Source organism: Nocardioides sp. Z30_9 (assembly GCF_058215735.1).
The window spans coordinates 1,057,238-1,069,496 of record NZ_JBZAJF010000002.1 but is presented as its reverse complement, the minus strand read 5'-3'; the positions used below and the strand labels follow the sequence as shown (position 1 = coordinate 1,069,496).

Annotated in this window: 11 protein-coding genes; 1 reads left to right on the top strand and 10 read right to left on the bottom strand. The window is 72.1% G+C overall.

The window, feature by feature from the left end; all coding sequences use genetic code 11:
* Window positions 1-4: 4 nt before the first annotated feature.
* The 7 genes from AC4BGB_RS15845 to AC4BGB_RS15815 form a co-directional block, all read right to left on the bottom strand.
* A complete protein-coding gene (locus tag AC4BGB_RS15845) occupies window positions 5-2,302 on the bottom strand; it encodes a heavy metal translocating P-type ATPase (RefSeq protein WP_490547841.1) in 2,298 nt (765 codons plus the stop codon).
* 34 nt (window positions 2,303-2,336) lie between these two features.
* Window positions 2,337-3,332, bottom strand: a complete 996-nt coding sequence (locus AC4BGB_RS15840; RefSeq protein WP_490547840.1) for a DUF8832 domain-containing protein — start codon at window positions 3,330-3,332, stop codon at window positions 2,337-2,339.
* Entirely contained in the window at window positions 3,329-3,541 is a 213-nt protein-coding gene (locus AC4BGB_RS15835) for a heavy-metal-associated domain-containing protein (RefSeq protein WP_490547839.1), read from the bottom strand. Before AC4BGB_RS15835 ends, AC4BGB_RS15840 begins: the two co-directional genes overlap by 4 nt.
* Window positions 3,542-3,652: 111 nt before the next feature.
* Window positions 3,653-4,858, bottom strand: a complete 1,206-nt coding sequence (locus tag AC4BGB_RS15830; protein ID WP_490547838.1) for an acyl-CoA dehydrogenase family protein — start codon at window positions 4,856-4,858, stop codon at window positions 3,653-3,655.
* A gap of 45 nt (window positions 4,859-4,903) precedes the next feature.
* Window positions 4,904-5,944 carry a phosphotransferase family protein gene (locus tag AC4BGB_RS15825; protein ID WP_490547837.1) on the bottom strand — a complete coding sequence of 347 codons (1,041 nt, stop codon included), beginning with the start codon at window positions 5,942-5,944 and terminating at the stop codon, window positions 4,904-4,906.
* The gene (locus AC4BGB_RS15820; RefSeq protein ID WP_490547836.1) at window positions 5,941-7,122 is read right to left on the bottom strand and encodes an acyl-CoA dehydrogenase family protein; all 1,182 of its coding nucleotides are present in this window, start codon (window positions 7,120-7,122) and stop codon (window positions 5,941-5,943) included. Before AC4BGB_RS15820 ends, AC4BGB_RS15825 begins: the two co-directional genes overlap by 4 nt.
* Before the next feature lie 22 nt (window positions 7,123-7,144).
* Window positions 7,145-8,335 carry a thiolase family protein gene (locus AC4BGB_RS15815; RefSeq protein WP_490547835.1) on the bottom strand — a complete coding sequence of 397 codons (1,191 nt, stop codon included), beginning with the start codon at window positions 8,333-8,335 and terminating at the stop codon, window positions 7,145-7,147.
* 94 nt (window positions 8,336-8,429) lie between these two features.
* Between AC4BGB_RS15815 and AC4BGB_RS15810 the strand changes: the two genes are divergently transcribed.
* Window positions 8,430-9,200, top strand: a complete 771-nt coding sequence (locus tag AC4BGB_RS15810; protein WP_490547834.1) for an SDR family NAD(P)-dependent oxidoreductase — start codon at window positions 8,430-8,432, stop codon at window positions 9,198-9,200.
* Here the strand turns inward: AC4BGB_RS15810 and AC4BGB_RS15805 are convergent.
* The 3 genes from AC4BGB_RS15805 to AC4BGB_RS15795 form a co-directional block, all read right to left on the bottom strand.
* A complete protein-coding gene (locus AC4BGB_RS15805; RefSeq protein WP_490547833.1) occupies window positions 9,197-10,114 on the bottom strand; it encodes a ketopantoate reductase family protein in 918 nt (305 codons plus the stop codon). The two genes, AC4BGB_RS15810 and AC4BGB_RS15805, sit on opposite strands and share 4 nt — an antisense overlap.
* Before the next feature lie 9 nt (window positions 10,115-10,123).
* Window positions 10,124-11,290: an enolase C-terminal domain-like protein gene (locus AC4BGB_RS15800; RefSeq protein ID WP_490547832.1), complete on the bottom strand. Its 1,167-nt coding sequence runs from the start codon at window positions 11,288-11,290 to the stop codon at window positions 10,124-10,126.
* A gap of 109 nt (window positions 11,291-11,399) precedes the next feature.
* Window positions 11,400-12,233 (bottom strand): TetR-type transcription factor C-terminal domain-containing protein, encoded by an 834-nt coding sequence (locus AC4BGB_RS15795; protein ID WP_490547831.1) that lies wholly within the window; start codon window positions 12,231-12,233, stop codon window positions 11,400-11,402.
* Window positions 12,234-12,259 lie beyond the last annotated feature (26 nt).

The window sequence follows — 12,259 nt, the reverse complement described above, 5'->3', positions numbered from 1 at the left end:
GTGGTCAGGCTCCTTCGGGTGCGGTGGTGGTGGCCTCGGAGTCCGCGGCCCGGCTCCTGAACGAGCGCAGCCGCAGGCTGTTGCCGACGACGAAGACGCTGGACAAGGCCATCGCGGCGCCGGCCAGCATCGGGTTGAGCAGGCCCAGGGCCGCCAGCGGGATCGCGGCGACGTTGTAGCCGAAGGCCCAGAACAGGTTCCCCTTGATCGTCGCCAGGGTCCTGCGGGAGAGCCGGATGGCGTCCGCGGCGCTGCGCAGGTCTCCGCGCACCAGGGTGATGTCGGCGGCCTCGATGGCGACGTCGGTGCCCGTCCCCATCGCCATCCCGAGGTCGGCCTGGGCCAGAGCTGCGGCGTCATTGACCCCGTCCCCGACCATGGCGACGACCCGGCCCTGGTCCTGCAGGTCCGAGATCACGCTCACCTTGTCCTGGGGCAGCACCTCGGCGATGACCTGCTCGACACCGACCTCGGCGGCGATCTGCTCGGCCACGGCCCGGTTGTCGCCGGTGAGCAGGATCGGGGTCAGGCCCAGGTCCCGCAGCTGGGCGATGGCTTCCGCGCTCGTGGGCTTGACCCGGTCGGCCACGACCAGCACGCCTCGTGCGGCGCCGTCCCAGGCGACGGCGACGGTCGTCCTGCCCTCTCGCTCCGCCTGGGCCTTCGCCGCGGCGAGGTCCTCGCCGAGGGGCTGGTCGGACTCGCGGAGCAGGGACTCCCGGCCCACCAGCACGGCGTGTCCCTCGACGCTGCCGCGTACGCCCCTCCCCTCGACGTTGGTGAACCCAACCGGGTCGGGCAACGGGCCGAGCTCGTCCGCGGCGGACAGGGCGATCGCCCGGGCGATCGGGTGCTCGGAGGCCGCCTCGAGTGCGCCGGCCAGTCGCAGCACCTCGTCCCGGGAGACCCCCGGTGCGGTGACGACGTCGACCAGCGTCATCGTCCCGGTGGTGACGGTGCCGGTCTTGTCGAGCACCACGGTGTCGATCCGGCGCGTCGACTCGAGCACCTCGGGCCCCTTGATCAGCACGCCGAGCTGGGCGCCGCGGCCGGTGCCGACCAGGAGGGCGGTCGGCGTGGCCAGCCCGAGCGCACACGGGCAGGCGATGATGAGCACCGCCACTGCTGCGGTGAACGCGGCACTGAGCGGGAAGCCGGCCCCGATCCAGGCCCCGAGCGTCGCCACGGCGATCCCGATCACCACCGGGACGAAGATCCCGGAGACGCGGTCGGCCAGCCGCTGCACCTGCGCCTTGCCCGACTGGGCGTCCTCGACGAGCTTGGCCATCTGGGCGAGCTGGGTGTCGGCGCCCACACGGGTGGCGCGGACGACCAGCCTGCCGCCCGCGTTCACGGTGCCGCCGGTGACGGCATCGCCCTCACCGACCTCGACGGGCACCGATTCGCCGGTGAGCATGGAGGCATCGACCGCCGAGCTGCCGGAGGTGATCACCCCGTCGGTGGCGATCTTCTCCCCCGGGCGTACGACGAACTCGTCGCCGACCCCGAGCTCCGAGGTCGGGACGCGGACCTCCGCTCCCCCACGCAGCACGGTGACGTCCTTGGCGCCGAGCTCGAGGAGGGCACGCAGCGCCGCCCCTGCCCGCCGCTTGGACCGCTTCTCGAAGTACCGCCCGGCCAGCAGGAACATCGTGACGCCTGCGGCGACCTCGAGGTAGATGTTCGAGGCCCCGTCGGTGGGCTCCACGGTCAGCTGGAACGGGTGGGTCATCCCCGGCGTGCCCGCGGTGCCGAGGAACAGCGCATACAGCGACCACAGCAGGGCCGAGAGGGTGCCGAGCGAGACCAGGGTGTCCATCGTGGCGGCACCGTGGCGCAGGTTGACCCAGGCGGCCTTGTGGAAGGGCCACGCGGCCCACAGCACCACCGGCGCGGCCAGCACCAGCGAGGCCCACTGCCAGTAGTCGAACTGCAGCGCCGGGACCATCGACATCGCGATCACCGGCACGGCGAGCACGACCGAGCCGATCAGGCGCTGCCGCAGCCGGACCAGCTCGGGGTCGGACTGGTCCTCCGCGTCGGCCCCGTCAGGAGCCGGGGTCGCGGGGCGGGGCAGCTGTGCGGTGTAGCCGGCCTTGGCCACCTCGGCGATCAGCGTCTCCGGGTCCAGCCCCTCGGGGGCATGGACCTGGGCCTTCTCGGTCGCGTAGTTCACCGTCGCGCTCACGCCGTCGAGCTTGTTCAGCTTCTTCTCCACGCGCATTGCGCAGGAGGCACAGGTCATCCCGCCGATCTCGAGCTCGATCGTGGGGCCGGTCCCCTGGACAGGCGGTGCAGTCATGGTCTCCTCCTCCTCTCAGGGAGTGGATCGGTGGTCAGTGGCCGTGTCCACCGGAGTGGTCCTCGGTCCCGGGAGCCGGGGTCCCGGTCTCCCGGGGCGTCCCTGCGGTGTCGAGGACGAAGGGAGCGGTGTGGACCGAACCGTCGACGCGGAAGTCGAGGTAGAGCAGGTAGCGGCCCGGGGTGGGCGCCTGCGCCACGAACTCCAGGTCCGGCCCGGACCGGGCACCGGCCGCGGGCTCCTCCCCCTCGGGGTGGACGTGGAGATAGGCCAGGTCACCCTCCCGAAGCGCGACCAGGTGCCCGAAGGCCCCGAGGTAGGGCTGAAGCGTGGTGACCGGCCTGCCGTCGCGGGACACCCGCAGGGTCAGCTCCGACCCGGTCCCGGGGACCAGGTCCCCGGTGAGGTCGACGGTGAACCCGTCGACCGAGGCCCGTCTCGTGGGCTCGGCCCGGACGGGGTCGAGCTCGCCGGCGACCTCGAGGGTCCTTGTCAGCGTCACGGGAGCCGCGCTCTTCCCGTCGGATCCCTCGGGAACGAAGTCGGCGTACACCCGGTAGGTGCCCGCTGCCGTCCAGCGCCACGGCAGCGACCAGGTGCCTTCGGCGTCCATGGTCGGGTGCACGTGGCGGAAGTGCGTCCCGTCGGTGCGTACGACGATCAGGTGGAGCCGCCGCTCGTGCGAGGTCTCGTAGCTCGTCACCGCACGGCCCCGGTCGTCGAGGATCCGGAAGGACAGGTCCTTGCGCTCCCCGAGACCGGTGGGGGCGGTCACCGTGCCGAGCAGGTAGCCGTCCCGCGCGATGCTCACGCCCTGCACCTGGCTCTCGGCCGCCGCCTCGCTGCGAGGCGTGGCCGCGTGCTCGGCGCCGTCGTGGCCCTCGGACTTCTCGTGCAACTTCTCCGCCGACTCGTCGGCCCAGCTCCGGACGGCACTCTGCGGGACGACGGCGTCCGCGGTCGTGTAGGCGGCGCCGAACACGACGGCCAGACCGGCGGCGTACACCCCCAGGCGCGTCCCGGCGTTCATCGCACGCGAACCGCCTCGTAGCCGGCCTCGTCGACCGCCGCGACCACGGCGTCGTCGTCGACCGGCGCGGAGGAGACGATCACCAGCTTGCCGGTCTCGGCGCTGACCTGGAGGTCCTGGACGCCGGGCACGGCAGTGACCTCCTCGCGGACCGCCGCCTCGCAGTGGCCGCACGTCATGCCGGTGACCTGGTACTCGGTGGTGTTCATCGGAGGGCTCCTGATCAGGTCGAGGGTCGGAAATCAGGCTTGCAGATCTCCCAACCCTATACCCCCTATGGGTATTCCCCCAGGTAATCCACCGGGTCATCCAATCGGGGCTCAGCCGGTGTAGGGGCGCTCCCGGCGCAGCTCCTCGCGTGCGATCGACCGGCGGTGCACCGCGTCGGGGCCGTCCACGATGCGCAGCACCCGCGCCCAGGCGTAGAAGTACGCCAGCGGGGTGTCGTCGCTGACCCCGGCCCCACCGAAGACCTCGATCGCCCGGTCGATCACCGCGGTCGCCATCGCCGGCGCGGCCACCTTGATCGCCGCGATCTCGGTGCGCGCGCCCCTGGCGCCGTGGTGGTCGATCAGCCACGCGGTCTTGTAGACCAGCAGCCGGGCCTGGTCGATGTCGATCCGCGACTGGGCGATCAGCTCCTGGACCACGCCCTGGTCGGCGAGCGGCTTCCCGAACGCGACGCGGCTCTTGGCCCGCTCGACCATCAGGGCCAACGCCCGCTCGGCCATCCCGATCGCACGCATCGCGTGGTGGACGCGTCCGGGCCCGAGCCGGGCCTGCGCGATCTTGAACCCGTCGCCCTCCTCGGCCAGCAGGCTGCTCGCCGGGACCCGGACGTCGTCGAAGACGATCTCGGAGTGGCCGTGCTGGTCCTGGTAGCCGAAGATCGGCAGGTGCCGCTCGATGGTCAGGCCTGGGGTGTCCCGCGGGACCAGCACCATCGACTGCTGCCGGTGGGTGTCGGCGTCCGGGTCGCTCTTGCCCATCACGATGAAGACCTGGCACCGCTCGTCGGCGGAACCGGTGATCCACCACTTGCGGCCGTTGATGACGTAGTCGTCACCGTCGCGCTCGATCCGGGTCTCGATGTTCGTGGCGTCGGAGGACGCCACGTCCGGCTCGGTCATCGCGAACGCCGAGCGGATCTCTCCCGCGAGCAGCGGCTCCAGCCAGGTCCTCTTCTGCTCCTCGGTGCCGAACAGGTGCAGCGTCTCCATGTTGCCGGTGTCGGGCGCCTGGCAGTTGATCGCCTCGGGGGCGATCACCGGCGACCACCCGGAGACCTCCGCGACCGCGGCGTACTCCACGTTGGAGAGTCCCGAGAGCTGGGGAAGGAAGAGGTTCCACAGCCCGCGGTCGCGTGCCGAGGCCTTCAGGTCCTCCATCACCGGCGGGTGGGAGTGCTCGCCGTGCTCGCGCAACGAGGCCGCCCACACCGGCTCTGCCGGGAAGACCTCCTCGCGCATGAAGTCCCACATCTCGGCCACGGCCTCTTGCGCCTTCGGCGACAGCTCGAAGTCCACGTTGATCCCTACCTTCTTGTTCTCTGCGGTGTGTACGTCGTCAGTTCAGCCGATCGCGCGCAGCACGGCCAGCCCGTCGGCGGCGATCCGGCGCACTTCGGAGTCCAGGTTGCCGAACTCCTGCCCCGCCATCGACCCGGATGCGGTGCGCGCGGCGATGCCCTGGGCGATGATCGCGAACTTGAAGTGGGCGAACGCCGCGTAGTAGTCCAGGCCCTCCAGGGCGACCCCGGTCGCCGCGGCGTACCGGTGCGCCAGGTGCTCGCGGTCCGGGAACCCGGGCTGCTGGCTCGGCGCCGGGGTGAGCAGGGGGGCGGGCTCGCCGGGGTGCCGCCAGTAGAAGAGCAGCATCCCGAGGTCGGTGAGCGGGTCACCGAGGGTCGACATCTCCCAGTCGAGCACGGCGGCGACCCGGGTCGGGTCGGCCGGGTCCATCAGGCAGTTGTCCAGCCGGAAGTCGCCGTGCACGATGCCGGCGCGCTGGTGCGCCGGGAGCTGCTCGCCGAGGAGCCGACCCAGCTCGTCGAGGTCGGGCAGGTCCTCGGTCTTCGAGGCGTCCCACTGACCGCGCCAGCGACGCAGCTGCCGGGCCAGGAAGCCGTCCGGACGGCCGTAGTCACCGAGGCCCACCGCCGCGGGGTCCACCTGGTGGATCGCGACCAGGGCGTCGATCAGGGCGTCCGCCATCGCGACGCGGGAGTCGGCGTCGTCGGCGTACCCCGCCGGGAGCTCCTCGCGCAGCACCAACCCCTCGACGCGGTCCATCACGTAGAACGGGACCCCGAGCAGCGCGCCCTCGGTGTCCTCGTAGCGGATGCCGGGGACCGGCACCGCGGTCCCGGCCAGCGCGCGCTGCACCCGGGCCTCGCGGCCCATGTCGTGCGCGCTGGGCAGCAGGTCACCCGTCGGCGGGCGGCGCAGCACGAGCTCACCGGCCGGGCTGCTCAGCCCGAAGGTCAGGTTGGACTTTCCGCCCGCGATCAGGGTCACCTGCGGGTCGCGCCAGCGGTCGTCGCCCAGGGCCTCGGCCAGCACCGCGCCGAGCTCGGCGGGCCGGACGAGGTCGGCGTACTGGTCGGCGCTCATCGCAGGCCCAGGACGTCGCGGGCCACGATGACCTTCATGATCTCGGTGGTGCCGCCGTAGATCGTGGTCACCCGGGTGTCCGCGAACGCCTTCGCGATCGGGTACTCCAGCATGTAGCCGTAGCCGCCGAACAGCTGCACGCACCGGTCGACAGTGCGCTTGTGCATCTCCGTGGACCACCACTTGGCCTTGGCCGCGTCCACGGCGGAGAGCTCGCCGCGGTTCAGCTTGAGCACCGCCTGGTCGACGTACTCCTGGGTGACCTCGAGCTCGGTGACCATCTCGGCGAGCGCGAACTCGGTGTTCTGGAAGGTGGCGACCGGCTTGCCGAAGGCCTGGCGCTCCAGCACGTACTCCAGCGTCCAGGCCAGTGCCGCCCGGGCACCGGCGCACGCAGCGACCGCGATGCCGATCCGTTCCAGCGGGAGGTGGCTCATCAGGTAGCCCAGGCCGGAGCCGACCTCGCCGAGGACGTTCTCGGCCGGCACGACCACGTCCTCGAAGACGAGCTCGGCGGTGTCCTGCGACTTCAGCCCGACCTTGTCCAGGTTGCGACCCCGGGTGAAGCCCTCCATCCCGCGCTCGACCACGAGCAGGCTGAACGCCCTGCTCCGCGCGGCGGGGTCCGGGTCGGTGCGCGCGACCACGACGACGAGGTCGGCGTTGATGCCGCTGGTGATGAAGGTCTTCGACCCGTTCAGCACCCAGTGGTCGCCCTCGCGGCGGGCGCTGGTGCGGATGCCCTGGAGGTCGGACCCGGTGCCCGGCTCGGTCATCGCGATCGCGCCGATGATCTCGCCCGAGCACATCCCCGGGACCCAGCGAGCCAGCTGCTCCTCGTTGGCGAGGTCGAAGACGTAGGGCAGCACGATGTCGGCGTGGCACGAGGTCCCCGAGAGGAAGGAGGTGGCGCCGGCGCGGGCACACTCCTCGATCATCGCGACCCGGAAGGCGTAGTCGCCCAGGGAGTCGCCGCCGCCGTACGCCGATGGGGCGTTGATGCCGAGGTAGCCCAGCTCCCCCGCCTTGAGCCAGGGCTCGCGGGGGATGATCCCGGCCGCGTCCCACTCGTCTGCGTGGTCGGTCACACTGCGGGCGAGGAACTCGCGCACGCTGACCCGGAACGACTCGTGGTCGTCGTTGAACAGGGGGCGGGTGGCCCAGAGGTCCTGGCTCATGTCGGTTCTCCTGCCGGTGCGGTCAGAGCCGCTCGATGATCATGGCATTGGCGAGGCCGCCGGCCTCGCACATGGTCTGCAGCCCGTAGCGGCCGCCGGTCGCCTCGAGGTGGCCCAGCATCGTGGCCAGCAGCCGCGTCCCGGACGCGCCCAGGGCGTGGCCCAGCGCGATCGCACCCCCGCGAGGGTTGAGCCTCTCCGGGTCCGCACCCACCTCGGCGGCCCAGGCCAGCGGCACCGGCGCGAAGGCCTCGTTGACCTCGTAGGCGTCGAGGTCCTCGATGCCCAGGCCGGCCCGGGCGAGCACCTTCGCGGTGGCGGGGATCGGCGCGGTGAGCATCAGCCGCGGGTCGTCGCCGGCCACCGCGAAGCTGTGGAACCGGGCACGCGGCGTCAGGCCGAGGCGCAGCGCGACCTCCTCGGCCATGATCAGCGACGCCGACGCACCGTCGGTCAGCGGCGAGGAGTTGCCGGGGGTGATCCGCCACTCCAGCTGCGGGAAGCGCTCCTGCATCTCGGGGACCGCGAAGGCGGGCCGCAGCCCCGCGAGGCCTGCGGCGGTGGTGCCGATGCGGATGGTCTCGTCGAGCCGCACCAGGTCGTCGCCCACCCGGACCGGGACGATCTCGCGGTCGAAGCCACCGGCCGCCGCGGTCTCGGCGGCGAGGCGGTGCGAGCGGGCGGCGTACTCGTCGAGCTCGTCCCTGCCCAGGCCCCACTTCTCGGAGACCAGCTCGGCGCACACGCCCTGGTTGACCAGGCCCTCGGGATAGCGCTGCGCGACGGAGGGACCGTAGGCGTCCTGGTCCAGCGTCGAGCTGCCCATCGGCACCCGGCTCATCGACTCGACGCCCGCCGCGACCACGATGTCGTAGGCACCGGCGATCACGCCCTGCGCGGCGAAGTGCACGGCCTGCTGGCTGGAGCCGCACTGCCGGTCGACGGTGGTCCCCGGCACCGACTCGGGCCAGCCCGCGGCGAGCACGCCCTGGCGGGCGATGTTGACCGCCTGCTGGCCCACCTGCATCACGCAGCCGGCGATCACGTCGTCGACGAGCTCCGGGTCGAGCTGGTTGCGCTCGGCCAGGGCACCGAGCACGGTCGCGAGCAGCTCGACCGGGTGCACCCCGCTGAGCGAGCCGCCCGGCTTGCCGCGCCCCGAGGGGGTGCGAACGACGTCGACGATGACTGCGGTGCGCCCGGAGGTGTGCACGCGATCCCACCTTTCATTGCATTTGATTTAGCGTTCGCTAAGGTAGCAGGCCGCGACGCCGACGGCACGGCCCACGACCACGTACTGGAGCGCCATGACGACCATCTCCCCCCTCGACTCGTTCCGCCTCGACGACAAGGTCGTGGTGATCACCGGAGCCAGCTCGGGGCTCGGCGTCGGCTTCGCCAAGGCGGTCGCCGCGGTCGGCGGGACGCTCGTCCTGGGGGCCCGCCGCACCGACCGGCTCGAGGAGGTCGCGGAGAAGCTGCGGGTCGACGGCGCGGAGGTGCTGGTCAGGACCACCGACGTGACCGAGCCCGACGACTGCCGGGCGCTCGTCGAAGCCGCGGTGACGGCCTACGGTCGCGTCGACGTGCTCGTGAACAACGCCGGGATCGGCGCCTCCGGGGCGGCGCTGCACGAGCGCGAGGAGGTGTTTCGCCAGGTGATCGAGGTGAACCTCAACGGCGCCTACTGGATGGCCCGCGCGTGCGCCCCGCAGATGCCGCGCGGCTCCTCGATCGTCAACATCGCCAGCGTGCACGGGCTCGTTGGATCCCGGTTCCCGCAGGCGCCGTACGCCGCGAGCAAGGCCGGCGTGATCGGGCTGACCCGCGACCTGGCCCAGCAGTGGTCGGCGCGACGCGGGATCCGGGTCAACGCGCTGTGCCCGGGGTACTTCGCCAGCGAGATGACCAGCGACGGCGAGGACGCCCTGCGCACGATGGTCGCCGAGCACAGCCTGCTCGGCCGGTTCGGCGAGCAGCACGAGCTCGACGCCGCCCTGCTCTTCCTGGCCGGCAGCGGGTCCAGCTACGTCACCGGCACCACGCTGGTGGTCGACGGGGGCCTGGCCGCGATCTAGGAGAAGGTGCTCTCCCGCTGACGGACCAGGGCGGTGAGCGTGGCGTTGACCGGTGCCGTGCGGTCGACCTTCGCCGCCTCGCGGGGTACGGCGCCGTTGATGAACGCGATCTCGCTGACGCGGCCTGCCTCGTGGTCCAGCAGTGCCGAGGGCTTCGCGGCCGGCATCTGGGCCCCGAAGTCACGCACGTGCTTGACCGGGTCGGTGACCGTGACCCCCACCCCCAGCGCCCGCGCGGTCTCCCACGCCTCGACGGCCGCGTCCCGGCTGACCGGCCCCATCTGCTCGTCGTCCATCACCTCACCCACGGTCAGGCCGGTCAGCGCGCACGGGGCGCTGTAGGCGACGTTGCAGATCAGCTTCTCCCACTGCATCGCGGCGATGTCGGAGACCGCGGCGGCATCGAACCCGCCGGCGCGCCACGCCTCGGCGACGGCCTCCACCCTCCCCTGGTCCAGCGAGCCCGCCGACCCGAAGCGCATCGCCTTCATCGCGTTGTGGTGCACCCTGCCCGGTCCCCGGATCGAGGCCCCGAAGCCGGCCGCGATCCCCACCGCGAGCCGCTCGGCACCGACCGCGGCCTCGGCGAGGTCGGTGGACCCCAGGCCGTTCTGGATCGTGAGGACCACGGTCTCCTCACCCAGGAGCGGGCCCAGCCGCGCCGCGGCCGACCCGACGTCGGCGGCCTTGACCGCCAGCACGACGAGGTCCACCACCTCCTCGGGAACGCTCGTGTGCGCCGAGACCGGCACCCGGCGCTCCCCGTCGGGCCCCGAGAGCAGCAGCCCGTCGGCGTTCATCGCCGCGACGTGGTCGGCCCAGCGGTCCACGGCGAGCACCTCGTGCCCACCGAGCGCGAGCCGGGCGGCGTAGACCGACCCCATGGCGCCACAACCGACGACGGCGATCCTCATCCTGGCTCCTCAGCCGACCAGTGCGGTGATGTGCTCGGCGAGCCCGGCCTTGGCCTCGAGCCCGAAACCGGGGTCCTCCGCGGGACGGATCCGGCCGTCCTCGAGCCGGCAGCCGGCACTGTAGCCACCGAACGGCTCGAAGACACCCGGGTAGGCCTCGCAGCCACCGAGGCCGAGCGCCACCACGATGTGCAGGTTGATCAGGTGCCCGCCGTGCGGGAACGCGGCCCGGCGGTCGATGCCGTGGGCCTCCATCAGCTCGATCATCCGCACGTACTCGGTCAGGCCGTAGCTGAGCCCGGCATCCATCTGGAAGACGTCGCGGTCCGCGCGCACCCCACCGAACAGCAGCAGGTTCCGCAGGTCCGGCACCGAGAACAGGTTCTCCCCGGTCGCCAACGCACCGCCGTACTCCTCGCCCAGCCGACGGTTGAGGTCGTAGTCCAGCGGATCGCCGGCCTCCTCGTACCACCGCAGCCCGTACCCCTCCAGGGCCCGCCCGTAGGCCACGGCCTCATCGAGGCCGAACCGGCCGTTCGCGTCCACCGCGACCGCCGAACCCGAACCCAGCACATCGATCGCCGCCTCGACCCGCTCCAGGTCCTCACCGATCGTGGCGCCGCCGATCTTGATCTTGGTCGCCGCGAACCCGGTGTCCCGGTAGCCGGCAAGCTCCGCGCGCAGCGCCACGGTGCCCTTGCCGGGCTGGTAGTAGCCACCGGCCGCATAGACCGGGACCCCGTCCGGCTCGGGCTTGCGGTCGTGCGCCCGCGCGATCGTCGCGTACGCCGGCTCCCCGGCCGCCTTCGCGAGCAGGTCCCAGCAGGCCAGCTCCAGGACACTGGCCGCCGCGGCACGGTCACCGTGACCCCCGGGCTTCTCGCCCTGCAGGCACACCGCGAGCACCGCCGCCGGCGAGAGCATCCCGGAGACCGGATCCAGCAGCTCGTCCGGGTCGGCCGCCAGCAGCCGCGGGATCATCCGGTCACGCAGGATCCCGCTCTGCGCATGCCGCCCGATCGAGTTGAACGCCACCCCGGTCAGCGGGCGGCCGTCACGGACCACGTCGGTGACCACCGCAACCAGCGAGACGGTGTGCCCCGCGAAGCTGACCACCGCATTGGCCAAGTTGCCGCCCAGCGGCACCGCGACCTCACGGACCTCCACGATGCGCATCAGCGCCCCACCCCCCGGTTGTTCGCACCCATGCGTTCGCCTCTCCACTAGTGAGCGTTCGCTAATTTAACCGGTAACGGTCACGATGCAAAGCACCGGCGGGGCCAGGTCAGGTCGCGACCGGTCGGACGCCTGCCATCGACAGGGCCAGGGCGACGTACTGCCGGGTGAGGTCGTCGGCAGGCCCGTGCAGGCGCTCGTCGTACCAGTCGGCGATCGCGACGCACATGGTGATGATCGCCCGGGCGGTCAGCTCCGCGGAGGTCTCCGCGACCGCCCCGGCCCGCGCCTCGGTGATCACCCCCTGGACCATCCGACGGACGTGTCGGCGCGAGTCGATCAGCCTGGCCTTGTCCTCCTCGCCGAGCGAGCGCAGCTCGGTCGCGGCCAGGACGGCCCAGCGCCGGCGGTGCAGGTGGAACAGCACGACGCACTCGGTGAGGTTGGCCAGGCGCCCTTCGTGCGTGTCCCCGTCGGCCGCGGCAGCGGCGCACCGGTCCGCGAGCTCGCGGATCCCCCGGGCGAGCATCCGGCTGAGCAGCTCCTGCTTGCTCTCGGCGTGGTGGTAGACGCCCGCGACCGAGAGCCCGCACCTCTCGGCGATCATCCGCATGGTCGAGGCGTGGTAGCCGAGCTCGGTGAAGATGTCGAGGGCAGCCTCCGTGACCGGGTCGAGCTCGACCGGGTCGAACTCGCGCCAGTGCTCGAACCACGGCGCGGGCGGGTCCGGGGTCGCCACCGTCACCGGCACCTCCAGCGCCCGGGAGAGCGCCTCGAGCCGCGGTGCGCCCGGGGTGGACTTGCCGTTCTCGAACTCGCTCAACGACGACGGACTCATCCCGACCTGGTGGGCGAGCTCGCGCAGGCCGAGGTGCCGAGAGACCCGGGCAGCCTTCATCCGGGGCCCCAGGCCCTGCTCCTTCACACTCCGCACTCGATCCACGGCGACACGTTATCCACGATCGGGCA